Source organism: Bacillus sp. IT-79MI2 (assembly GCF_949768135.1).
Lineage (GTDB): Bacteria > Bacillota > Bacilli > Bacillales > Bacillaceae_G > Bacillus_A > Bacillus_A pseudomycoides.
Genome location: NZ_CATKPV010000055.1, coordinates 47,941 through 72,009, shown reverse-complemented (window position 1 = coordinate 72,009; position 24,069 = coordinate 47,941). Strand labels below are relative to the sequence as shown.

Annotated in this window: 17 protein-coding genes and 5 pseudogenes; 14 read left to right on the top strand and 8 right to left on the bottom strand. The window is 35.6% G+C overall.

Annotated elements, in window-relative coordinates:
* Positions 1–800: 800 nt before the first annotated feature.
* The 5 genes and pseudogenes from ACM6HU_RS11730 (at position 801) to ACM6HU_RS11710 (ending at position 6,418) form a co-directional block, all read left to right on the top strand.
* Positions 801–1,733: a hypothetical protein gene (locus ACM6HU_RS11730; RefSeq protein WP_016131662.1), complete on the top strand. Its 933-nt coding sequence runs from the start codon at positions 801–803 to the stop codon at positions 1,731–1,733.
* A 1,099-nt stretch (positions 1,734–2,832) separates the two neighbouring features.
* Positions 2,833–3,231, top strand: a pseudogene (locus ACM6HU_RS11725) (IS6 family transposase); the annotation flags it as partial.
* A gap of 120 nt (positions 3,232–3,351) precedes the next feature.
* Positions 3,352–4,545 (top strand): efflux RND transporter periplasmic adaptor subunit, encoded by a 1,194-nt coding sequence (locus ACM6HU_RS11720; protein ID WP_016113351.1) that lies wholly within the window; start codon positions 3,352–3,354, stop codon positions 4,543–4,545.
* A complete protein-coding gene (locus tag ACM6HU_RS11715) occupies positions 4,542–5,222 on the top strand; it encodes an ABC transporter ATP-binding protein (protein WP_016113352.1) in 681 nt (226 codons plus the stop codon). Before ACM6HU_RS11720 ends, ACM6HU_RS11715 begins: the two co-directional genes overlap by 4 nt.
* Positions 5,219–6,418: an ABC transporter permease gene (locus ACM6HU_RS11710; protein ID WP_016131659.1), complete on the top strand. Its 1,200-nt coding sequence runs from the start codon at positions 5,219–5,221 to the stop codon at positions 6,416–6,418. The genes ACM6HU_RS11715 and ACM6HU_RS11710 overlap by 4 nt, the downstream gene beginning before the upstream one ends.
* A 110-nt stretch (positions 6,419–6,528) precedes the next feature.
* On the opposite strand, the pseudogene ACM6HU_RS11705 reads toward ACM6HU_RS11710, so the two are convergent.
* Positions 6,529–6,628, bottom strand: a pseudogene (locus ACM6HU_RS11705) (IS3 family transposase); the annotation flags it as partial.
* A 207-nt stretch (positions 6,629–6,835) separates the two neighbouring features.
* Positions 6,836–7,138, bottom strand: a complete 303-nt coding sequence (locus ACM6HU_RS11700; protein WP_414848194.1) for a hypothetical protein — start codon at positions 7,136–7,138, stop codon at positions 6,836–6,838.
* A gap of 545 nt (positions 7,139–7,683) precedes the next feature.
* On the opposite strand from ACM6HU_RS11700, the gene ACM6HU_RS11695 reads away from it, so the two are divergent.
* Both ACM6HU_RS11695 and ACM6HU_RS11690 read left to right on the top strand, forming a co-directional pair.
* Positions 7,684–7,947: a hypothetical protein gene (locus ACM6HU_RS11695; RefSeq protein ID WP_016113355.1), complete on the top strand. Its 264-nt coding sequence runs from the start codon at positions 7,684–7,686 to the stop codon at positions 7,945–7,947.
* A gap of 43 nt (positions 7,948–7,990) precedes the next feature.
* Positions 7,991–8,113: pseudogene (locus ACM6HU_RS11690) on the top strand (DDE-type integrase/transposase/recombinase); the annotation flags it as partial.
* A gap of 737 nt (positions 8,114–8,850) precedes the next feature.
* Here the strand turns inward: ACM6HU_RS11690 and ACM6HU_RS11685 are convergent.
* Both ACM6HU_RS11685 and pgtP read right to left on the bottom strand, forming a co-directional pair.
* A pseudogene (locus tag ACM6HU_RS11685) lies at positions 8,851–9,751 on the bottom strand (transposase); the annotation flags it as partial.
* Between the two features lie 160 nt (positions 9,752–9,911).
* Positions 9,912–11,276 (bottom strand): phosphoglycerate transporter PgtP, encoded by a 1,365-nt coding sequence (pgtP, locus tag ACM6HU_RS11680; RefSeq protein WP_016131658.1) that lies wholly within the window; start codon positions 11,274–11,276, stop codon positions 9,912–9,914.
* Positions 11,277–12,130: 854 nt separating this feature from the next.
* Here pgtP and phnD point away from each other — a divergent pair.
* Genes phnD through ACM6HU_RS11665 form a run of 3 tightly spaced genes read left to right on the top strand, consistent with a single transcriptional unit; the run spans position 12,131 to position 15,100 of the window.
* Positions 12,131–13,021, top strand: coding sequence for a phosphate/phosphite/phosphonate ABC transporter substrate-binding protein (gene phnD, locus ACM6HU_RS11675; RefSeq protein WP_016113359.1), 891 nt, complete (start codon positions 12,131–12,133; stop codon positions 13,019–13,021).
* A complete protein-coding gene (locus tag ACM6HU_RS11670; protein ID WP_016113360.1) occupies positions 13,018–14,481 on the top strand; it encodes a sensor histidine kinase in 1,464 nt (487 codons plus the stop codon). Before phnD ends, ACM6HU_RS11670 begins: the two co-directional genes overlap by 4 nt.
* The gene (locus ACM6HU_RS11665; protein WP_016113361.1) at positions 14,450–15,100 is read left to right on the top strand and encodes a response regulator; all 651 of its coding nucleotides are present in this window, start codon (positions 14,450–14,452) and stop codon (positions 15,098–15,100) included. The genes ACM6HU_RS11670 and ACM6HU_RS11665 overlap by 32 nt, the downstream gene beginning before the upstream one ends.
* Positions 15,101–15,221: 121 nt before the next feature.
* Here the strand turns inward: ACM6HU_RS11665 and ACM6HU_RS11660 are convergent, their stop codons facing one another.
* Together ACM6HU_RS11660 and ACM6HU_RS11655 are read right to left on the bottom strand one after the other, a co-directional pair.
* Complete coding sequence (locus ACM6HU_RS11660) at positions 15,222–15,755, bottom strand: MFS transporter (RefSeq protein ID WP_414848193.1); 534 nt, start codon at positions 15,753–15,755, stop codon at positions 15,222–15,224.
* Complete coding sequence (locus ACM6HU_RS11655) at positions 15,752–17,191, bottom strand: FAD-binding oxidoreductase (RefSeq protein ID WP_016131657.1); 1,440 nt, start codon at positions 17,189–17,191, stop codon at positions 15,752–15,754. The genes ACM6HU_RS11660 and ACM6HU_RS11655 overlap by 4 nt, the downstream gene beginning before the upstream one ends.
* A 495-nt stretch (positions 17,192–17,686) precedes the next feature.
* Between ACM6HU_RS11655 and ACM6HU_RS11650 the strand changes: the two genes are divergently transcribed.
* Positions 17,687–18,367 carry a hypothetical protein gene (locus ACM6HU_RS11650; RefSeq protein ID WP_414848192.1) on the top strand — a complete coding sequence of 227 codons (681 nt, stop codon included), beginning with the start codon at positions 17,687–17,689 and terminating at the stop codon, positions 18,365–18,367.
* Positions 18,368–18,473: 106 nt separating this feature from the next.
* On the opposite strand, the gene ACM6HU_RS11645 is transcribed toward ACM6HU_RS11650, so the two are convergent.
* Positions 18,474–19,505, bottom strand: a complete 1,032-nt coding sequence (locus ACM6HU_RS11645) for a S66 peptidase family protein (RefSeq protein WP_016113365.1) — start codon at positions 19,503–19,505, stop codon at positions 18,474–18,476.
* Between the two features lie 258 nt (positions 19,506–19,763).
* On the opposite strand from ACM6HU_RS11645, the gene ACM6HU_RS11640 reads away from it, so the two are divergent.
* The gene (locus tag ACM6HU_RS11640) at positions 19,764–21,437 is read left to right on the top strand and encodes an alkaline phosphatase (protein WP_414848191.1); all 1,674 of its coding nucleotides are present in this window, start codon (positions 19,764–19,766) and stop codon (positions 21,435–21,437) included.
* A gap of 241 nt (positions 21,438–21,678) precedes the next feature.
* A pseudogene (locus ACM6HU_RS11635) lies at positions 21,679–22,144 on the top strand (NADP-dependent oxidoreductase); the annotation flags it as partial.
* A 31-nt stretch (positions 22,145–22,175) separates the two neighbouring features.
* On the opposite strand, the gene ACM6HU_RS11630 reads toward ACM6HU_RS11635, so the two are convergent.
* Positions 22,176–22,538: a hypothetical protein gene (locus ACM6HU_RS11630; RefSeq protein ID WP_016113368.1), complete on the bottom strand. Its 363-nt coding sequence runs from the start codon at positions 22,536–22,538 to the stop codon at positions 22,176–22,178.
* Positions 22,539–22,811: 273 nt separating this feature from the next.
* Here ACM6HU_RS11630 and ACM6HU_RS11625 point away from each other — a divergent pair, with 273 nt between their 5' ends.
* On the top strand, positions 22,812–23,879 hold the full coding sequence (locus ACM6HU_RS11625; RefSeq protein ID WP_414848190.1) for an LPXTG cell wall anchor domain-containing protein: 1,068 nt from the start codon (positions 22,812–22,814) through the stop codon (positions 23,877–23,879).
* Positions 23,880–24,069: the final 190 nt, after the last annotated feature.

Genomic DNA, 24,069 nt, shown 5'->3' with positions numbered 1-24,069 from the left:
AGAAAAGATTGGGAAAACGAGAAAGCTTAAATGATACTTCAAAAGGCAGACCAGTAAAATGGTCTGCCTTTTATATGTTTTATTGAACGAACGCTTCAATAAAACAAGATAAGGAACTCCTAATTAACTTCTTCGATACGATAGAATAGCTTGTTCCACGACTTGTGCTTTTAAGAAGGGAATCAAGCTCGATTGTACCTTAGCGTACGAAATTCGCGTGACCCCATCACCATCAAGCTAAGGGTGCCAAAAGGGTATATTTTAATGCAATTTCGCATATCCAAATAAAGGGAATCGTTGTGCAGAGTGTGATTAAATTATGTTAATAATATTTAATTGGTATTATTATTTTTTTATAGATTAAAATAGTGATTTTTTAACCAGATATATCAAGTTGAAACTATTTTAATTACCTAAATGATATTAAATAGTAATTTTAGAAGTATAATATTTCCGCTCATATTAATACGTGATAATTAAATTATTGAATGAAATCGACAAAATTCTACTATTTACGCATTGAAAATTTAATGTTTTAATAAGGGTGTAATTGGTATGACCACTAAAAAAGGAGACGATTGTACTAAGAAAAGTGCAGTAAAGTTGCAAGTAACATTATGTCAAGTTAATTATTTCAATAATCAGTTTATTTAGCGTGGAGATAATTTAGAATCACAAAAGTAGCATATTTATAAAAAAATGGCATTCTATGTTTCTACATAGCAAAAGTATAAGCAATGTACAGTATAATTTCATCTTTTGTAATCTTGTAGAAATAATGGAAGAAGAGGAGAGATATTATGAAACGTATGAAAAAAATCATTCCCGCAGCTTTTGTATTAAGTTCAGCTTTACTTGTAGCCCCAGGATTTTCTTCGGCAGCTACTGATACTACGAATGTAGGAAATCTTCCGGTAGTAATCAGTTCTCAAGAAGGAAAAGCACCTATGTCAGCAGAACAAGTTGCTCAAAATGGTACACAACTTCCTTACGTTCCTACGGGTCCTTATGAAGAATTCCCTGGTCAATGGCATGTTTCTACAGATGAGGGAAAGTTAATTGATTATGCATATGTAGATGTTGTTGCTAAGGGGAATACATCAGGAGATGTGTTAAATTTATCAGGATATAAGGCTGTAAAACCAGATGGTACTTGGTTTAAATCCGGCGAAAAAATTCCAGTAGCAGGAAGTGAAGGAAGTGTACTATATTCAATAGCAATTCCTAAAACGGATCCAGTAGTAGCGGATACGAAATTAAAAAAAGAACTAGATTGGAAATTAATTGATTCAAATGTAATAGATAAAAATTCAGGTTATCACTGGAGTAAAGCTGTTACAAGTGGTGTTTCTCATAATATATCTGTAGGTTTATCTCAAACAATTGGGATGGAAGCAGGTTTTGGAGATATTGTTAAAATGTCAGCTTCATTAACTTGGAGTTTTGGTTATCAAAATACAATTTCAGAAGAAAGTACAGTTACGAAGACATTTGATTTTAATCCAAAGTCTGATTATGCATATGACCAATATAGAACTGCATTATATCAACAAGTAGCTAACTATTCTGTTGTTCCAGGCGCAGGATTACAAAAATGGATGTCTGATAGAACTGCAAATGATCTTTTAAATCAAATGTCTAACGCTTTTGGAAAAGGAAATGCAGTAGAATATAAAGTGAAAAAATCAGTTGATTATCCAGTAGATGTTTTAGTTGCTCTTACTTCGAAATAATGAAAAAGCTAGCAAAATGCTAGCTTTTTTATTATTTCACCTATATATGGAAATGAAACGAAATATAAGAGCATTTCTATATAGATTTCAATTACAAACATAATTTGAGAGTGTGAAAAATAGATTTTCTTGATGTTAAGAAATTAGTAATTTCTTTTAATATATAAGAGCATTTCTCTTAAATAACTATAAAAAAATCAAATTTTCGTTTTCATACTGATCACACTCCTTTATTAAAGTCATAGTTTCAGTATGTCCAAGATTTAGAGATTACTTGTAATTACCCTGAAGTTTTTGCACCAGAACCATTAATTCTATTCTTAATAACAATGCAAAGGGGACTTGCTACATTCTTATATGCAATATTGCATATAAGAATGTATTGATAAAAATGAAAGCGCTTACTATAATAAAAGCATAAAGATAAATTACATCTTAGCACTAACAAAAGAGGAGGAAATAATATGGCAATCGCAATGGCAGTTTTAAAATTTGTAGGTGGAATCATCCCATTCGTAGCAGAACTTTTAAAAGCAGTAATGTAAGTTCGTTATCTTACTATACAAAATAAGAGGAGGAAATAATATGGCAATCGCAATGGCAGTTTTAAAATTTGTAGGTGGAATCATCCCGTTCGTAGCAGAACTTTTAAAAGCAGTAATGTAAGTTCGTTATCTTGCTATGCAAAATAAGAGGAGGAAATAATATGGCAATCGCAATGGCAGTTTTAAAATTTGTAGGTGGAATCATCCCATTCGTAGCAGAACTTTTAAAAGCAGTAATGTAAGTTTGTTATCTTACTATACAAAATAAGAGGAGGAAATAATATGGCAATCGCAATGGCAGTTTTATCATTCTTAGGTGGAGTAATTCCATTAGTAGCAACACTTCTAAAAGCATTCATGTAATATAATTATCCGCACTTATTTTTAAAAATTATCATACAAATGATCTGCATATCAAGAATGAATTGATGTGCAGATCATTTGTGTGAGCAAACTTTAAACAAGAAAAAGGGTTCGGGTACAAAAATCCCAAGACTCTTGCAAGTAATCTCCTAATCTTGGACATACTGATAGTATGACTCTAAAAAAGGTGCGTGATCAGTAGGGAAAAGGAAAATTTGTTTAAATGGAAGCATTATCAGCCTGAAATAATCTTATTAACAGTAAGGTGGTATCTACGGTACAATTTGAGCTTCCGTAACCTGGTGGAAATGATGGAGGAAAGAGGATTATCAATTACTCACACAACGATTATGCGCTGGGTTCATCAATATGGACCTCAATTAGAAGAGAAAGTACGACATCATCTTAAATCAACAAATGACTCGTGGAGAGTCGATGAAACCTATATGAAAGTAAAAGATCAATGGATGTACTTATATCGTGCAGTCGATTCAGAAGGAAATACCATTGATTTTTACCTAAGTAAATCAAGAGATACACAAGCAGCCAAGCGCTTTTTCAAGAAAGCCTTGGCTTTTTCGTATGTTTCTAACTAACAATTTTGCACCAGAACCCATATTATGCAATATTACATAATGTGCTTATATTTACTTCATGTTATATTAATAATTTACGATAAAAATATAGACTAATAAAAAAGGAGATAAATTATGTTACCAAATATCGTTCGTACTCCAAAGAAAAAGAAGAAGAAATGGATTATCATTGGGGTTATTGCATTAATTATTGTCATTGCAGCCATCAATATTTTTGTGATGCAAGGTAAGAAAAAAGGTGAGGCAAAGGCAGATGCTGTTAGCTTCGAAAAAGTAACAGAACGTAAACTTAATAATACAAAATTGATTTCGGGACAAGTAAAGCCTGGGAATATTGAGAGCTTCTATGCAGAACCGACAAAAGGAAAAGTAAAGGATATTGTGGTGAAAGAAGGGCAAGAAGTAGAAAAAGGAACGAAATTATTCTCCTATGATAATGAAGAAATTAATCTACAATTGAAGCAGGCTGAGCTTGATCAAAAAATGGCAAGTATGCGCTATGATCAAGGGGAAAAGAAAATAGAGTCACTAAATAAAGAGATTAAGAAAGCAAAAGATAGCGGTGCTGGCAAAGAAGTAACAGACCCTTTAGAAGAACAAGTAAGTGAATTAGAGATGCAGCAAAAAACAACTGGCCTAGAGAAAGAAAAAGGTCAATTACAAACAGAGCAGTTAAAGAAAAAACAAAATGAACTTACTATTTATAGTAATTTTTCGGGTGTTGTACAAAAGCTAGATAAAGATGCAGCACAAAGCTCAGCGCAAGCAATGGGCGGACAAGGAAAAGCATTCTTACAAATTGCTTCTAAAGATCCATTCCAAATTCAAGGGACATTAACAGAAATTCAAAAATCAAAAATTCAAAAAGATCAAACATTCACTGTAACTACAAAAACGAATAGTAAGAAGAAGTGGACAGGGAAGATCATAGAAGTAAGTGAGTTCCCAACGAGTGCAGAAATGGCAGCAGCTGGCGCAGGCGGTGAAGTAACACAAAATATGTCTCAGTATACATATAAAGCTAGTTTAGATGGACAAGAAGGATTGTCTCCAGGCTATCATGTATCCTTACAAGTCAGTTTAGAAAACAAGAATATGATTGCTGTTCCTAGCAAGAGCATTGTAGAAAAAGGCGAAGATGCATTTGTTTATGTAGAAGAAAAAGGAAAGCTTCGTAAACAAAATGTGAAAAAAGGTTCTACTGATGGAGACTGGATAGAAGTTCTTGAAGGCGTAACAGTGGGGCAAAAGGTGGTTAAAAATCCTTCCGACAACGTGTATGACGGAATGGAAGTGAAAGAAAAATGATTACGTTAAATAACATTCATAAAACATATTATCAAGGGCAGCTTGCGGTACCGATTTTACATGGCATTAGCTTGACAATTCAAAGTGGTGAATTTGTGTCGATTATGGGGCCTTCTGGTTCAGGAAAATCAACACTTATGAATATTATCGGTTGCTTAGATCGTCCAACAGAGGGTGAATACATATTGAACGCTGTGAATATCTTAACAGCAGACGAGTCAAAACTTGCACTCATTCGTAATGAATATATCGGCTTTGTATTCCAGCATTTCAACTTATTGCCACGTCTTTCAGCAGTAGAAAATGTAGAACTTCCACTTATATATGGTGGTGTAAAGAAAGCAGAGCGCCGCGAGAGAGCTCTTGAAGCACTTGGGAAAGTCGGATTATCCGACCGCGTGCATCACTTGCCAAGCGAACTTTCAGGTGGGCAAAAGCAGCGTGTTGCTATCGCACGTTCCATTGCGAATGATCCAACGTTTATTATGGCCGATGAGCCAACTGGTGCTCTTGATACGAAGTCAGGGGAACAAGTTATGGATATTTTTACAAAGTTAAATGCAGAAGGTACGACGATTGTTATGGTTACGCATGAAGAGGAAGTTGCTGCATATTCTTCACGCCGTATTGTGTTAAGAGATGGGAAAATTACAGAAGACAGAAGGTGTGCGGTATGAGTTTACTAGATAGTATCAAAATTGCCCTATCTTCTATTCTAGCTCATAAGCTGCGCTCAGCCCTTACAATGCTTGGGATTATTATCGGTGTAGGTTCTATTATTACCGTTGTTGCGATTGGGCAGGGCGGGGAAGCTGCATTAAAATCACAATTTGTTGGTTCTGGAAATGGTGTGATTTCTATTCATTATAAGGCCGACATGAATGATCCATCCGGTATGGAATCAATAGGACAACCGAAATTGACGGAAGAAGATATTTTTGAAATTAAGAAGATTCCAGAGATTGCACATGTAATTAAGACAAATTCAAATATGGAAACACTTGATGTTAATGATAAAAAAGAAATGGTAAATATAAAAGGGCTAGACGATGAATACTTTGCTGTAAATAAAGTTAAGGTAAAAAAAGGTCGTTCTTTAAATGATACAGATATTGAACAAGGAAATAATGTTGTCATGATTAGCACTGGTTTAGAAAAAAAGATATTTGAAAAAGAGAATCCCATTGGAAAAATCATCGAAATGAAAGGCCAGCCAATGCAAATCATTGGTGTATATGAAGCGACAGGTGGATTTATGGGAATGGGAGATTCCGAGGCGTTAATTTCATTAACGTTATGGCCAACGTTGTATGGAACAGATGAAATTCAAAGTATTTCTGTTCAAGCGAAAAAAGTCGATAATTTAGATGCTGCTGGAAAGAAAGCAGCTGATGTATTAAATAGTCGTAAGCCAAGTGAGTTTACAGGTAAATATGAGGTACTAAACTTAAAAGAAATTCAAGAGGGTATTTCTAAAATGACAAATATCATGACGATGATTATCGGTGGTATTGCTGGTATCTCACTAGTCGTTGGTGGTATCGGTGTTATGAACATTATGCTTGTATCTGTAACAGAGCGTACTCGTGAGATTGGGGTACGTAAAGCACTTGGAGCAACGCGTAGTAAAATCTTACTACAGTTCTTAATTGAAGCTGTTATGTTAACGCTTCTTGGAGGACTAATTGGAATTGGCCTTGGGTATGGCGGTGCATATATTGTGTCAACATTTGCAAAATGGCCACCACTTGTTTCATGGCAAGTAGTCGTTGGTGGTGTGTTATTCTCTATGACACTTGGTATTATTTTCGGGTTGATTCCAGCGAACAAAGCAGCAAAATTAGATCCAATTGAAGCCCTTCGTTATGAATAAGTTTATTAGTAGAAAGCTCTTTATTTAATGTGGTTCTGATAAAAAGATAAAACAGAAAAAAATCCCTCGTTCCTTTGAAGTGACCCCACAAAGTTAGACATGTTATTTCATTAAGCGGATTTTGGGGCATGAGTTCGGTATTGTACGAGGGCTCATGCCTTTTAGTTTTGCTTTAATTCGTTTGTTGTTGTAGTAATTTATATATTTTGCTAGTTCTTTCTGTCTCATTAAAAAATGTTTTAGACTATAGAAAAAAGTATTAGACTGTTAAATAATAGTTGTAGACTGAAAAGGTGTTTTCTGCACATGAAAGCACTTTTTGCTAACATAAAGTATCACAAAACCTTTAAAAGTCCCTTCAAGTACTGAAGGGACTTTCCATTCACATAATCAGTGTTATCGGAAGTAATTCTTGAATTAGGTGTTTTTGTTTTTGGTAGCATAAACAATTGCACCTATCGCACATAAATAAACTGGAAAAACTATAAATAAATATGCTACGCCTTCAAGCCCCCTAATTACTACTAAACCATAATATATCGAATAGGTTGAACCTAACATGGATAAAATTGCAGGTAAAAATAAAATCACTTTTGATTTAAACATCTTTTTAAGTAAAAAGGTGATTCCTAAAATCGCCAAACCAATTATAATTCCTGTAACTATTGGTATCCAGATCATCATAAAATCTCTCTCCTCTCCATATGTAACAAATTTCACCATTATAAATAGTGAGGTATTCTACATTTCTTCACTTTTTCTTTTGTATATTCTATACATGTGAAGTTAACATAACGCATCATTATACGCAGTAAACACAGAGACTAGCTCTATATTCATCAAGGATTAGACCTATTTCTCTTTTAAAAGATTTATGCAAGAATATATACATTCTTGTTTTATTACGTATGTTTTCTCAGAATTGTTCTTATTTCCCGTATAAATATTGCATAGCTACTATCAACTTAAGAAATTGGTAGTTCCCCAGAACGAAGAAAATGAGTTGAATTCTCATAAATAACTGTAAAATAATAAAATTTTCGTTTTGGGGACACTTCAGAATATTAGCTTGATGGGCATGGGGTAGCACCAACATTTCGCGGCATAAACGCTTCGTTTCCTTACACATTTGTAAGCTTTTTGTCATGTATTTAGATAGTAACGAATGTATAACAATATTATATTTAATGAGTAATGTTGTTATTGTATATAAAGAAATGGAACTGCAACGATAAAAATAAATGCATTTGAAGGAGAAAATAGATATGAAATTGATGGAAGCGAATCAATCAGGTTTCGAAGATAAAGAGATTCATCCTTCAGATTATCTCATTGAAAACGCTGGGAATGAACAGTGGAATTTACATTTAGTTATAAAAAATGATATGAAGGATGCATTTAGAAAAGAGAGATTGTCTTGTTATTTAGATAAAATAACGTATCTAAACATTGGAACCTATTCTTCAGAAGAAGAAGTGGAATTCATTGTACATGCAGCTTGGGAAGAACTTAAAAATTATATAATATGAAAACACATTGAATCATTTTTTATTACTCAATTGAGGAAGCGAAAAGTGGTGCTATTTATATCGCGCCATTGACAAAGAGGGACAAACGTTTGATATTCAACTGCGTAAAAAGAGAGATACACAAGCGACATATGCTTTTATGAAAAGACTGGTTCAAACTTATGGGTTGATTACGCTAGTTCAACGGTTAGAATATGAACGTTTATGTTACAAATATCCTCGACAAATAACTATTAGTAAAAAATGTATTTCTATGACCTAATTTTACACGTATCCGCCTGAACCCCTACATAAAGAAAAAGAATCCCTTATGATTTCTCTGGGATTCTTTTTCTTGTTAAAAGTTTGCTCACACAAATGATCTGCACATCAATTCATTCTTGATATACAGATCATTTGTATGATATTTTTTTACATATAATTGCAATTTCGGAATAATGAATTTACATTACTGCTTTTAAAAGTTCTTGTACGAATGGGATGATTCCACCTAAAAATTTTAAAACTGCCATTGCGATTGCCATGTTATTTCCTCCTCTTATTTTGTATAGTAAGATAATGAACTTACATTACTGCTTTTAAAAGTTCTTGTACGAATGGGATGATTCCACCTAGAAATTTTAAAACTGCCATTGCGATTGCCATATTATTTCCTCCTTTTTTTTTGAGTATTAAGATGTTGTAAATCTTTATACTCTTATTATAGTGAGCGCATAACATTATATCAATATATTCCCGTATGCAATATTTCATATGATATAAGCTGGTTTTATTGCTATAATGGAAAAGGGAAATTCTCCAGCATTTTTCGATGTGCGGAAAAGCTAATGAACATGAAAGTTTCAGTAGGTAAAAATTGAATTTCCAATGAGTGAAAAACACTAAAAAATGATAGAAATAAGAAAAATAGCCCTTCACCTGACCCTTTTTTGGCAGGTGAAGGGCTATTTTTTTCATATTTTGGCAGGTTGCGGTGAGTTAAGCCTGCATTTGGACAGACTTCAGCCCTTGAAAACGAGCGCGTATCGATAGCCATGTAGTTCTTTGGCATCCGCTACATTTCCAGCCGTAATAAAAGTGTCTGTAATAATATTATATTTTGCGTCAGTTGTTCTATGGTCTAAGAAATGAAAACCATTTGGTTTTCCATCTCTCATTAAAAAGCCACTATCAGGATCCGTTGTACTTACACGTGTTTTTTTGATTGGGGTATCACTTTCCTTTCTTGGTTTTAATTCTTTTTTCCGTGTTTCTCCCGATCTCCCATGACTGCCGCTTCTAATTCTTCTATATATAATTTAGGACGCTCTTTTTTTACTTTGTGCACAAATTTATTTTTATTTGCGTTCGCCTTCACGTGAGTGGAATCTGTCATTAATGCACGTCCTCCCACCATACGATGTTCCATCGCTTGACGTACGATTTCATCGAAGATTTCTTCAAAAATGTTTGTATGAAGAAAACGAGTGCGACGATTCCAGCTAATTGTGGAGTGATCTGGAACGGAATCTGATAAAGAAAACCCTAAAAACCAGCGGTACGCAATATTTGTTTTAATTTCTTTTTCTAATTGACGTTCCGATCGAATACCGTAAAAATAACCAATAAACATCATTTTAAATAAAACGATAGGATGAATAGAGGGACGGCCATTATTTTCACAGTAATAGGGACGTAACTTCTCCTCAATAAAATCAAAATTAATAGTGGCTTCAATTGCACGAAGAAAATGATCGTGTGGAACTAACTCTTCTACAGAAATTGTTACACGCTCATCACGATGATTTTTCAGTGCTCCCATCATGAAACATCGCTCCTTTACATCTTTTTTATCAGTGTTGACAGATAAAAAGATGTTCAGACACAAAAACAGGCTGTAGAGAAGGCTTTCTCTACAGCCTGAAAAAAAGATTGCTTAAACAGCAATCTTTTTTTGTCTATAATATCCTCAGAATATAGTTATCTTAGGATTGGAGCCCCTGCTTTCTGTTGAGTTCCAGCTCTTTTGCTCCTCGATGGGCGAATATACAGCATATGATGCAGCAGACGGTTGCTGCTAGTAATACATAGAAACCACCATTCCATCCTACTTTGTCAACCATTACACCAAAGAGGGTAGTACCTAAAGATGCACCTAGAATGTAACTCATAAAACCTCGCAAGCCAACTGCAGAGCCAACAGCGAAAGATGGAACTACCTCCATAGTTTGTACTGAAGCTAGAAACTGTGGAATGTAAATCAAGCATCCAATAATGGCAGCGAAGATAGTTACCCAATGTAAAGATGTACTTTGCCAGTAACCAATGATGCAGACGAGTATCATTGTCATAGCAATGATTGCTGGCGGCATGCGGTGTCCTTTGAATAATTTGTCTGATAGATAACCAGCCAACAGAGTAGAAGGAATAGCTGCCCATTCAAAGAATAAAAAGGCAACACTCATCTCTTCTTTAGTGAAATGTTTTACATGTAACAAATAAATAGGCAACCAGCTTATAATGCCGAAACGAACCATGTAAACGAAAACATCTACGAAGGAAACGAACCATGCATTTTTGTTAAATAAAACATAATTCTTAAAAATCTGCCAGGCACTCATGTCTACTGGCGGTTTTGAGTCAGCGCTTTGTTGCATTTTCGAATCGGATTCATCCTTGATGATTTCGCTTAACGGAGGCAAGCCCTCACTTACCGGTGAGCCTTTAATAAGGGTTAGTATTACTAGTGCAATAACAATGGCTATAGCAGCCGGAACTTGATAGCTTGCCGCTTGCCAGTGATTGGAGCCTAACATAGCAAAACTCATACCAACGATAGGTGCTACGATACCTCCACCTATATTGTGAGAAATATTCCATATGGCACCGATAGTTCCTCTTTCCTTACGAGGAAACCAGTTTGCAATAGTAATAAAGCTAGGTCCAACTCCCATTCCTTGAAAAAATCCATTGAAAATAACGAGAATTGCAAACATCCAAAATGCGGTGCTGAATCCCATCATAATATTAACCATAGCGCACAGAAGCAACCCGAGCGCCATATACCTTTTAGGGTTAGCTTTATCCGCTATACTACTCATCAAGCCCTTACTAATTCCATAAGCAATAAGCATGGAACTGCTTAATAGCCCTACTTCTGTAGCACTAAGATTGAGTTGTTCTTTCAGATAAGGAGTAGATAAGGCGAAATTGTTGCGTACTATGTAGTAAGCTATGTAACCAAAGAATACTCCTAATAAAGATTGAAGCCGGAAAAGCTTATAGGTTGTTTGAACCTGATCTGGTGCTATTTTTGTAGTAGCGATTTTAGGTTTCAAAAATGAGAACATACTATCTACCTCGATTTCTTTACTTTGATTTACAGAAAAAACTTAGATTAGCATGAAATTTAGCATTTCAATAGAGTGCCAATTTGGTGGAGACGTTTTCAAAAATACTTGTGTTATATACCTCCTTGGTTACATTATCTTATATGGCAATTCGTTAAACTATCAGTAAATATCTGATTTTATGTAAGATAAAATAGTAGAGTCTGTCAGAAATTATCTTACAAACAATATTCATGGCTATATAAACCTGTTTTAATTTTTCAACAATATATAAATACAAATTGAAAAAATGACATAAAAACCACTTTCTTTTTAGGGGAGGACGAGAGCAACTGGCCATGCATAGAAGAGGTCAGTTCCTTTTCCTGCCACGTGCAAAGTCTAAAACAAAGGGAGAAAGCAAGTAGCGGTCATGTTTTGTTCTGCATAGCAGCGACTTATATGTTGAAAAATCAATTTGTATTTATATATACATAGATAACTGCTCTGCTCTCCCTAAAAAGAAAGTCATCGTTTTTTATTTGTATACAACACTACTTTTCTGTCACAGCTCTGACACGAAAAGTAGTGTTGTATACGATCTTCCGTAGATTTCATAGATTGTTCTGAAGTAATATATAAATATAAACTTCAAAAACATTGAATCAAGCATGATTCAGTAAATCGGATTAATACATAAAGTGAAACTTCCATAAGTGTGGGAGCTTCATCTCCCACTTATGGAAAGCTCTCACCAATCGAGTTTTTACGGGTAGTTATCCCTATCTGTTTTCTTTGTTTGTCTCTCGATGTTGAGGTGAGGATCCAAAAGGAATAGGGGGATAAATTCCTCGCCTACAAGAATGGAGGAAAGTATGATAAATTGTTTGAGGCTTTTTTTAATATTGCTTATTACTTTACTTTTAATAGGATGTCAGCATGAGCGTTCAAGCCCTCAAATTGTTTTCTCCGAATCTGACACCACGCCTGTTGGTTCACAAGATGACAAGCCCTCTCCTGTACGAATCGCAATTTCAAGTGTGTTATCAAAGGCTGATACAATTATGTACTACAGGAAAATAGCTAACTATATTGGAGAGAAGCTCCATAGACCTGTAATTCTCATTCAGCGCAAGAGTTATAATGAGATTAGTATGTTGATGATGAATGGAGGTGCTGATATAGCCATACTTTCAACAGGAGCATATATTACCTACAGACATGTTGAAGGTCTAGAAGCAATTGCCATGCAAGAGCGAATGGGGGTTCCATATTATTATGGTTATGTCGTCGTACACAGCAAAAAAGAAATATCTAGTATATATGATTTAAGAGGGAAAAACATTGCTTTTAGCGATCCAACCAGTTATTCCGGATATATTTTTGTGAGGAAAAAATTAGCTGAATTAAGTGAAACGCCAGAACATTTCTTTAGTCGTTATGTTTTTACATATAATCATGAAAGCTCCCTAAGTGCTGTGATAAATGGGGTTGTTGATGCTGCAGCTGTTGATAGCTTAGTCTTTGAGCGTACCAAACTTAAAAATCCAGAACTGATTAAGGATTTAAAAGTTATTGCAAAAACGGAACCGATTGGTACCGGTCCTGTTGTCATCAACAGTAATTTACCTGATGAAGAGAAGCGAATTATCAAAGAAAGTTTCATTTCTATGCACGAACAAGAAATAATAAAACCAGCGTTTCAGGGACTGTTTATTGATCGTTTTGTTCCATTTGAGCCAAGGTTATATGAGGGTCATCTATGAAATGGCTGAATAAATTACAAATAAACCAGAAGATATTTGGAGCTATATTCGTTTCGCTACTCTTTCTCGCCCTAGTATTAGGATGTATCATTTGGGAATCACTCACAAAAATCATGACAGAGGACCTAAAAAAACGTGGTGTAAATATTGCCGATAATATTGCGGCATTGTCCTCGGATTACATTTTGACTGACGATTACTATTCGATTCATCTTCTCATTACCCGGGCACAGGAAGCCAACAAAGATGTGCGTTATATACTGGTCATTAACAATAATAATGTCCTTGTCGGAAATACATTCTCCAAACACCTGCCGAAAGGAATAGTAAACGCACATAAGCCTGATGGTATCAATACTGAAAATTACGCTATCCTAACTTCAGATGAAGGAAATATCCATGACATACTGGTTCCAATCGAAGAGGGAGGTGTAGGATTTGTTAGAGTTGGAATGGCAGAAAAGCAGGCGAAAAGCTATATTTTTACTAAAATAATAGAATTGGTTGTTGCTACATTTTTGGTCTGTATGGGAGCGGCAGGTATAGCTTATTATGTGACTCGTATCATTACTCGACCAATCAATAGTTTAGTTGATACAGCAGCAGGTATAACAGCGGGTGATTTATCCTTAAGGGCTAAAGCGGAGGGTGACGATGAAGTTGGAAAACTTGCGCGTGCTTTTAATGAAATGGCTGACAATCTAATTAGTTCTAGGACTGCAGTAGAAAAATTATTGAAGGAACTTCAAGAAAAGGATGCCCTTCGAGATACGTTGATTTTGAAATTATTATCCGCTCATGAAGAGGAGAGAAAAAGAATTTCTCGTGAACTTCATGATGAAACAAGCCAAGCTCTTACTTTTCTAATGGTTACAATGCGTATTTTGGCTAATGAAGCTAAAGATGCCGAGCAACTGGAGTTACTTAATGTAAGTCGAGAGACTGCGGCAGGTATTTTACGAGAAATTAGAGATTTAGCAGTAGAATTAAGGCCACCCATCCTTGATGATATGGGAGTAATTCCGGCATTAAGGAAATACGTAAGAAAATTTGAAGAAAAATTCGCTCTTACGGTAATTCTACACGCTCCTAATGACGATGTTGCTGTCATAGATAGTCATATTGCTGTAGCGCTATACCGAATCGTTCAAGAAAGTCTTACCAATGTAGTGAAACATACAGTAGCCACTGAGATTGTGATTAACATGGAGATAAGGGATTGTTCTACTTTGTTGAACATCCGTGATAACGGTCACGGTATAAATGAGAACGATTTTGAAAAAGCTCGCCAGCAAAATCGAATCGGAATATATGGAATGAAAGAAAGAGCAGAATTACTAGGTGGTTCATTTTTTATCAGAACGCACAATATCGGCGGGACTGAGATTATGGTGTCTATCCCATTAAAACAGAGAGAAGGGTGTCAAGATGGAAAAGACAATCAGCATAATGCTAGTTGATGACCACGCTTTGATGAGAGCGGGTTTAAAACTACTATTACAAAAAAGACCGTCCTTAAAAGTTGTAGGTGAAGCCTCTGATGGACTCGAAGCACTTCAACTTTACGGCATTTTAAGGCCCGATATTCTAATATTGGATATATCTTTGCCACGCATGGATGGAATTCAGGTTCTAACAGAGGTTAAATTACGTTATGAACAAGCGAAAGTCATAGTGCTTACCATGCATGAAGATGAGGATTATATAACATCAATCATGAACGCGGGAGCTTCAGGTTACGTCCCGAAAGCAGCTGTGGATGAAGAGTTATACAATGCCATTGATTCCGTTATGGATGGGTACATATACCTTCGCCCAAAGGAAATTTCAACGATGCTTAAAAAAATGCAAAACGAAACAGATTCTCGAAATCCGTATGTAATTTTAAGTCCACGTGAACGAGAGGTATTGCAACTTCTTGTGCAAGGTTTTTCATTGTCTGAAATTGCTCGAGAATTAACTATCAGTATAAAAACGGTTGATACTCATAAGACGAGAATGTTGAACAAACTTAATCTTTCTAAAAAAAGTGAACTTGTTCAATATGCCATAAAGTATAATTTAATAAACATGATATAATGGGATAGCGTAAGGATTACGCCGATTTAGCAAGAAATAAAACGATTTTGTTCATGACAAAATTGTTTTTCAATACTCTGTAAAAAAGAGCATTAGTAATGCTCTTTTTTTATTTATTTATTTATTTATTCTGCCTCCCTATTACAATACCGCTCACCATATATAAAGCTGAAGCAATATAAAAAATGGTACCAATCGTTAAAAAATCTACTAGATACCCTGTTGCAATAACAGCTACTGCACCACCAATTGAAGTCCATACATGGTATTTTCCTATTTCATAGCCTGCTTCTTTACTTTCTACTTTTCGTGCAAGTGATGTTTTTTCTGTGTTGCGTTGCACGGCACCTAAGCAGCCCATTATAATTTGCAGAATATAAACATGCCAAACTTCTGTAGCAATGGGAAAAAAGAGCATTAATACCGCCATAGACCAAGCATATACAATTAATAGCCTTTTATCCCCAAACCTGTCAGATATCTTTCCAACTAGTGGGTACACTAAAGCTGAAGTTAACGTAAATAAGCCATATGCCCAACCAAATTGAGAGAAACTATCTTCAACATTTCGAAGCAGTAGTATGTAAAAGGGGAATACCATACTACCGGCCATCATGATTATACTTTGCGAAGTTACAAATCTTCTATATGTCATTCACTGTACTCCTTATAAAATAAATTTACAAAACGTTCTTGCGGATCACTTTCCTTCTTTTTTTGAAGAAACTCTTCTATACGAGGATATGCTTGCTCAAGCTGCTGCTTCGTCGGATAGGAATAATAAGGTAAATAATAACTTCCATTGTGCTTTAAAGTAACATCTATCATCTTCCCTAACACTGCTTTCGTTTTCTTTATTTCACTCTCAGAACGTCCTTGATTAATAAGAAGCACAAGTGCAAACATATCATCTTTTGCATAGGATAAAACCGCATTCTCATTTTTTTCTACATAACGGATCGTAATGTTAAGAAGGTTTAATTCTTCTTTGTTTAATACATTTCGCAAATCATCTATATACGCTGTAAAGTGATCGATAGGTACAAAATATTCTTGTAAAACCTCTGTTCGATTTGGATTTTCGTATTCCATAAACGTACTATCTGATCGCATCACATTATTTCGAGTTTCATATGTTCCATTTATGCGTTCCATGTAGTTCCTTTGTATATCCCAAAACGTATTCTTTCCCCAGTCACTATACCTTGATAATCCAAGGAAAAATTTCGGTGCAGCAATAATATTTTCTTCCTTTAGTTTGCTGTATTCTTCCCGTTTATTTTGGTTCTCTGCTACAACATAATCTGTTACATACATTTCTTTTAAAAATGAGTTTGGAGCTACGGAAATACGCGCTAGGTGCATTCGAACATTCTCTTCCTTTTTCACCTTCTCTTTAAAATATGCTGTATACTCCTTATAATCTAGCGTTTTTGTCTGCATTTCATATAGTTCGTCATCCGTTAGCTTAAGCGTCACATCTAAGATCACACCGAATAATCCGTAACCTCCAATAACATAAGGAAACAAATCAGCATTTTCTTCTCTGCTTACATTCTTAACCGTACCATCTGCCATTAACAATCGAAATGATTCTACTGTATCAATGAGTGCTTCATGACGAATATCACGTCCATGTACATTTACGCTTAGCGAACCGCCAACTGTAAAAATATTTTGAGACTGCATCACTTGCACAGCAAGACCATATGGATTTACTTTCTTTTGAATATCATCCCATGTCACACCGCTTTGCACGCGAATTCTCTTTTTCTCTGGATCAAACTCTAATATTTTGTTATAACCTTTCATATCTAGCACCGTACCATTTGGATAATAAGTTTGTCCGCCTTGGCTATGCTGCATTCCGGCAATTGAAATCTTCTCACCTGAAGTATTCGCATCTTTCACTAGCTTCTGTAAGGCATGCTCATCCCCCGCATTTTCAACCCGCTTAATCTTTGTAGGAAGTAATTTACCTACATCACTCATAACAGGATTGGCGATCTGTTTTGTATATATATACACAGATGACATGCATAACAAGCCATATGCAGTAATACCTATTATTATTGTTCGTTTTTTCAACATGCACTCTCCTTTTTTAGCTGTAATATAAAGAATTCAATGTATATTCGAGATTTATATTATATCTTTTTCTAAAACCAAGGAACATTATGTAAATAAAAAAACACGTTATCGGAAGGAAAATATCTTCCGTGACAACGTGCCCGTTCACATGTATAGAACTTTGAAATGTTGATACCCCAGTATTTTCTATGTGCCTATCAACTTAAGAATATTTACTATCCTCTGTGTAAAACTGTTTGTGATTTCCTCGATTCATTAATATTTGTAACCGTACAAAATAGGAGAAAAAAGCATGTAACAAGGTATCTAATTTCATTTTCATCTAGCATACGTCATCTCCTAAAATACATAACATATTCAATACATGTATATAATTTACTAATGTTATATTCTATCTCCTTTCTTTTTGTTTTTTATTCGACATAATATGACGAAAAAGTTGTAATTCAATCTGTTAGGATCGCTTTGGAAATCTTACATTTTGGGAGGTTTAGGATGAATAAAAAACTGATTTTCGGTGTGCTAGGTGTTGTAATTGCATTTATTGTCATTATTGGCATTAGTAGTATCTTTACTACGACAGAAAACTCAACAACAAGTAGCAAAAATACGTATACGGAAGCGGAGTATAATAAATTAGTAGATGAGCACTTTAAAGAAAAAGAAAAATTAAAAGGGGATATTTCTGTATTAGAATCAGAAAATAAAGTTCTTGATGCACAAGTGAAAAAATTAAAAGAGGAATTGGCGAAGAAAGAACAGGCAAATGTCCAAACTCCGGCGGCTCAAACTGCAAAGCAAGAACAACCTAAGAAAGAAGAGCCAAAACAAGAAGCGAAGCAACCTGCTGCGCAACCAGAAAAGAAAGAAGAACCTAAAAAGGAACCGCAACAAGCTACAGGTGCTTTCACAAATCCTATGAAAAGCATTGATAAGGCAGGTGCTATGAATAAAGTGAAAGAAAAAGCAAAACAAGATTTCCCAGATGATTACATGACGCAGAACTTCGTTGCGGGTGAACAATCTAAGGCTTTCGATTTCTTAAATGGTGTTGAAATTAAATCACAAGAGGAATTAAATGTTATGAAAAAAGCATTAGGTGATTTTCCTAATGATTTTATGACTGCTAAGTTTGTGTATGAGGAACAAATAAAGGCAAAGAGTAAACAGGAATAATAAATGATAAAAAGGTTCCTTAACAAACGAAGTGTAAATGTTAAGGAACCTTTTTCAGTTGTAAAAATATATCCTGAAACCCATCAGCAAAGGAGAATTGGCAATTCTATTGCACGCCACTCTCCAAAATCGAAAATGTCTTCCTTTCACAATTAATCTCTGCCATTACACCATAAGGTAAAATAAACTTAGGTTCGGTATGACCAAAGTTTAAATTATAAAGAATCGGTAAATCTTCTAAACCATATTCTTTCATAACTGTTACAATTTCTTGTTTATATTCTTCATAATATTTCTCGTCTTTCGGTTTGCCGAAAATGAGTCCATTCGTGTTTTGTAAAATGCCTTGCGCAGCATAATTTCGTAACCAATATCTTATATAAGTTGGATCTGGTTTGTCTTCAGATGTTTCAAAGAACAGAATGCTGTTTTCCCAATATTTTTTCTCAGGCCAAAGTTCTGTTCCTTTTGCGAATTCCAGTACTTCAATACAACCTCCAATTAAACGGCCTTGTACAATACCGGAGCCTTGAAGTAGTTCATATCCAGTGTTCTGCTGCATGGTCCGCCGTTTATTCTTGTTCGATTCTATCCATTCTAAACGCTCACTTGTCCATTCTTTAGCCGGTCCAATTTCACCAATCATCTCATTTGAAAAGAGTGTTCGATTTACCATTTCAATCGTATATGGATCCATCTCAACGTTTTCAGCAAAATCGGTTAAAATGGCTGGACCGTAAAAAGAAGAAATGCCTGCTTTATGACAAAATAAATGTGAAACTGTCACATCAGAGTAACCCATAAAAACTTTTGGGTTTTCACGTATAACATCAAAATCAATATAAGGAAGCAAGCGAATACTATCTTCGCCACCAATATTCGCAAAGATGCCTGTAATACTTTTATCTTGAAATGCCGTCATTAAATCTATTGCACGAGCTTGTGGGTTCTCATAAATATAATCTGAACCTTTCAAACTATTTGGCATAGGTACAACCACAAGACCAAAAACTTCTTCTAATCTTTTTATCCCTTGCTCATAACGCCATCTAAGTTCCGGATCGCCTGCGCCTCCCCAAGAAGGACTAATTGTCGCGACTCGATCTCCTGGTTGTAATCTCTTTGGTTTTCTTAACACAATAACTCCCACCCTTATATCATTTGATTCACTATACGATTCGTATAGCATATGACCTTTTTCTACATCATCAAGAAATTCCCTGCTATTATGCAAGGGTGGGGGGGATTCAAGTGTTAGCTTCGTGACAATAGGGTACTACTAACAAAAAGCAAAAGAAAATATATAAGCTTGCATAAACTTAATAAAAAATCAAAAGCTTGTTTACATACGAATGTTAGATTGGGGATGTCGAAAACAACCTATGGAGGGACAACAATGACTAATTTTCGTAAAAAGATGATGGGACTAACATTAGCTGGAACGGTAGCACTAGGTTTGTTAGGTGCAGGAATCATGATGAACGATAACGAGGTAAAAGCTGAGGCAAAAAAAGTAGGAAAGCAGCCAAAAAATGTCATTATGATGGTTGTGGATGGGACAAGCTCTTCAGCCACAACATTGGCTCGATGGTATAAAGGTGCACCTCTTGCACTAGATCAAATCGTATCAGGAGGTGTTCGTACTTATTCGGCAGAATCAGCCATTACGGATTCAGCGCCAGCAGCAACAGCTTTAGCGACAGGAAATAAATCAAATTCAAGCTACGTGGGTGTATTACCTTCTGTTGTGAATTCACCTGGCTTAGAACCAATCAAAGAAGAAGACAAGTTTCGCCCGGTTGCCAACGTCTTAGAAGGCGCAGAGCGTTCAGGCCGCGCAACAGGAATCATTGCTACATCGGAAATTCAGCATGCAACTCCGGCTGGTTTTTCTGCTCACCATGTTATTCGCAAAAATTTTGAGGTGATTGGTGAGCAGCAAGTGTATCAAAATATGGAAGTCGTGTTAGGCGGGGGAAAGGCAGTACTTCAGCCTGCGGCAAGCAGTGGAATCCGGCAAGACAACGAAGATTTAATAAAAGTGATTCAAGACAAAGGGTACGACTTTGTGGAAACAAAGGATGCCCTGTTAAACTCTAAATCCGATAAAATTTGGGGCTCGTTCTCAAATACTGCACTTGCGTTCGATATGGATCGTGAAGCGACCAACCCTGAGCAGCCAACACTTTCCCAAATGACGAGAAAAGCAATTCAAACATTATCAAAAGATAAAGATGGTTTCTTCTTATTTGTAGAAGGTAGTAAGCCAGATTGGGCAGCACATGTCAATGATCCAATCGGGATGATTAGCGATGTATTGGCATTTGATGATGCGGTTGCAGAAGCGTTAAAGTTTGCGAAAAAAGATGGAAACACGATGGTCATTGCTTTAGCGGACCATGGTAATAGCGGTATTTCCATTGGTAATAAAAATACTACAAAAGGATATGATACCACACCGGTATCTGCCTACATTGCTCCACTGAAAAAGGCAAAAATGACACTTGAAGGTGCTACAAATAAACTAAAAGATGATTTATCTAATATAAAAGAGGTAGCTGCACTTTACGGTTTAGACAACCTAACTGATGATGAAAAAGAAAAGTTAAAAGCTGCACAAAAGAAAGCCGATGTAGGTCCAATCCTTACTAAATTATTGGCCAACCGTGCGAACATCGGTTTTACAACAGGTGGTCATACGGGTGAAGATGTATTCTTATACTCTTACGGCCCCGGGAAGCCATACGGTTTCGTCCAAAATACGGACATTGCGAAGACAATGGCCAAAGCAATGGGCTTTAACTTAGGAGAATTAACAAACAAATTATTCTTAGATGCTGAAATAGCCTTTAAACAAATTGGTGCAACTGTAACGATTGACAAAAAAGATGTAGCAAACCCGGTGCTTGTAGTAAAACACAATAAAGCGCAGGCTCAATTGTTTGTTAATAAAAATATGATCCGTATCGATGGAAAAGATTATGAATTAGGAAGCATCGTTGTAGAAAGCAATGGGAAATTCTATGTACCTGAAAAAGTAATTCATCTATTCACAAAGCATTCTCGCTAAACTAAAAAAGAATCAAAAAGGCCTGCCAACCACTTAGCCTAGCTAGGCTAAGTAGTTGGCAATTTTCTTGATATGCTGTGCGGCAGCTATAAAGTGAAACTTTAATCAGTGGGGGTTTTCTTCATCCCCCACTGATTATTAGCCCTCACCAATCGGGCTTTTACGGACCGTAACACTCCCACCTAACTTCTTCGCTTCCGCTGAATTTTGAGGTGGGAGTGTTACGGTCCGTTAATGCGGGATAAATCCAGTTGATTGGAAAACGAGAAAGGGAGAATTACAAGAGAAATTGCCTTTTTCATTCCCTATTATTTTTAGGATTAGATGCTTCAGGTATTGTAGTGAAAGTAGGTACAAATATAACAAAATATAAGCCTGGTGATGAAGTGTATACAAAACTAGCGAATGTAGGTAAGGGTTCTTATGCAGAATATGTGATTGCAAAAGAAGAACATATAGCAAAGATGCCTGAGAACCTTCGCTTTGTTCAGGCGGCCTCTGTTCCTCTTGCTGGATTAACAGCTTGGCAAAGCTTAGTGGATTATGGACGAATTCAAAAGGGTGATCGAGTGTTCATTCATGCAGGAGCAGGCGGGATCGGGAGTTTTGCGATTCTGATTGCGAAAGCATTTGGTACACATGTCACAACAACCGCTAGCTCTGTAAATCATGTTTTCCTTAAAGAGCTCGGAGCGGATGTTATCATTTAAAGCTAAGTATTCTTCATAGTGATTCACCCTATGAGTCCCCACTATCGAATGAATCAGTATGGCTTGCTGCATCGGAACTATCGTTGCTAGTTCCTGAATCATGGTCGATATTTGAATCTTCATTAGCATTTTTCATAGCTGCAGCAAGAAAAGATGTTGTCATCACTGCATTCATCCAATCTGCTTCAGCATCTTTGGTAGTTATGTTTGAGTCTTTATGTCCTGCTGTATCTGTTATTGAAGAATGTTTTTTTAGTTCTTTTTCAACAGAGCGACGATTATTCATTTGTTTTCCGAAAATCTTCATGAGTACTAATAAGATGAAACAGACTATGGATATAATTAGGATAAACAAAATGAAGTATAAAGATAAATTCAATATCTCTGTCATATGTATACCTTCCTTTCTTACGGGATAGTTAATGTGGTGAATTTTTCCTGAAATTTCGTATTTGCCATACGGACACTTTCTCCTTGAAATCCATTGTAAAGACTGAACTACATTATGTCCACATGACTATACTGGCTCCAATTACACATAGACCTACTATTCTAGTTTTGTTTGTAAACATTTGGTATAATGTTATACTGGTATTATGATATTTGCATCTTTAGATTTATACATAATGGTTCATTACTCATGAAAGAAAAGAGGTACAAAATGATGAGTACGAAAAAAACAGTAGCAATATCCACACTAGCTTTAGCAATGATAACAGGAGCTGATACCATTAATGCTGAAGTTCCTGATACCGTCAAAATACACGATTCTATCAAACAACATGCAGAAGAGAGAGTATCTGAATTAAAGCAGGCGAAACAACATGCAGAAGAGAGAGTATCTGAATTAAAGCAGGCGAAGCAAAATGCAGAAGAGAAGGTCTCTGAATTAAAACAGGCGAAGCAAAATGCAGAAGAGAAAGTCTCTGAATTAAAGCAGACGAAGCAAAATGCAGAAGAGAAAGTCTCTGAATTAAAGCAGACGAAGCAAAATGCAGAAGAGAAAGCCTCTGAATTAAAGCAGACGAAGCAAAATGCAGAAGAGAAAGTCTCTGAATTAAAACAGACGAAGCAGAATACAGAAGAAAAATTATCTGAATTAAAGCAGATCAAGCAAAATGCAGAAGAAAAATTGTCTGAATTAAAACAGACGAAACAAAATGCAGAAGAGAAATTATCTGAATTAAAGCAGATCAAGCAAAATGCAGAAGAGAAATTGTCTGAATTAAAACAGACAAAGCAAAATGCAGAAGAGAAAGTCTCTGAATTGAAACAGACGAAGCAAAATATAGAAGAGAAATTAACTGAATTAGCACGTACGAAGCAAAATATAGAAGAGAAAGTATCTGAATTAAAACAGATCAAGCAAACTATAGAAAATAAATTAACTGAATTAGCACGTACGAAGCAAAATGTAGCAGAAGAGAAAGTCTCTGAATTGAAACAGACGAAGCAAAATGTAGAAAATAAATTAACTGAATTAACACGTACGAAGAAAAATGTAGAAGAGAAAATAGCTGAATTAACACAGACAAAGCAAAATGTAGACAAGAAAGTCTCTGAATTAACACAGACGAAACAAACTAACACTCCTCTTAAAATGAAAAACGATAACAGGGAACTTCCTAACGCCGGAGGTACAGAATCCAATACAATGCCTTTAGGGATGTTATCAATTTTAGGTGGAATTATATTAATAGTGCGAAATAGAATTAAAAATACGTTTCAATAGAATTCATCTAATAGTCTGCATTCCACGATATATACAAAAATTGTTATGGCGTATAATGAAATATAATCTTTCAAATGAGGTGAAGTAGATGACTTTCCGTATTGTTCGAAGTAACTAGTTTTCGGGTTGGAAAAAAACGCGTACCAGCCATCAAGGGAGAAGTCTGCCCTTTTTCGGAAATATAGGCTTT

Coding starts and splice junctions, on each gene's coding strand:
- ACM6HU_RS11730 (WP_016131662.1), top strand. CDS start 801: ATGAAACGTATGAAAAAAATCATTCCCGCAGCTTTTGTATTAAGTTCA.
- ACM6HU_RS11720 (WP_016113351.1), top strand. CDS start 3,352: ATGTTACCAAATATCGTTCGTACTCCAAAGAAAAAGAAGAAGAAATGG.
- ACM6HU_RS11715 (WP_016113352.1), top strand. CDS start 4,542: ATGATTACGTTAAATAACATTCATAAAACATATTATCAAGGGCAGCTT.
- ACM6HU_RS11710 (WP_016131659.1), top strand. CDS start 5,219: ATGAGTTTACTAGATAGTATCAAAATTGCCCTATCTTCTATTCTAGCT.
- ACM6HU_RS11695 (WP_016113355.1), top strand. CDS start 7,684: ATGAAATTGATGGAAGCGAATCAATCAGGTTTCGAAGATAAAGAGATT.
- pgtP (WP_016131658.1), bottom strand. CDS start 11,276: ATGTTCTCATTTTTGAAACCTAAAATCGCTACTACAAAAATAGCACCA.
- phnD (WP_016113359.1), top strand. CDS start 12,131: ATGATAAATTGTTTGAGGCTTTTTTTAATATTGCTTATTACTTTACTT.
- ACM6HU_RS11670 (WP_016113360.1), top strand. CDS start 13,018: ATGAAATGGCTGAATAAATTACAAATAAACCAGAAGATATTTGGAGCT.
- ACM6HU_RS11665 (WP_016113361.1), top strand. CDS start 14,450: ATGGAAAAGACAATCAGCATAATGCTAGTTGATGACCACGCTTTGATG.
- ACM6HU_RS11660 (WP_414848193.1), bottom strand. CDS start 15,755: ATGACATATAGAAGATTTGTAACTTCGCAAAGTATAATCATGATGGCC.
- ACM6HU_RS11655 (WP_016131657.1), bottom strand. CDS start 17,191: ATGTTGAAAAAACGAACAATAATAATAGGTATTACTGCATATGGCTTG.
- ACM6HU_RS11650 (WP_414848192.1), top strand. CDS start 17,687: ATGAATAAAAAACTGATTTTCGGTGTGCTAGGTGTTGTAATTGCATTT.
- ACM6HU_RS11640 (WP_414848191.1), top strand. CDS start 19,764: ATGACTAATTTTCGTAAAAAGATGATGGGACTAACATTAGCTGGAACG.
- ACM6HU_RS11630 (WP_016113368.1), bottom strand. CDS start 22,538: ATGACAGAGATATTGAATTTATCTTTATACTTCATTTTGTTTATCCTA.
- ACM6HU_RS11625 (WP_414848190.1), top strand. CDS start 22,812: ATGAGTACGAAAAAAACAGTAGCAATATCCACACTAGCTTTAGCAATG.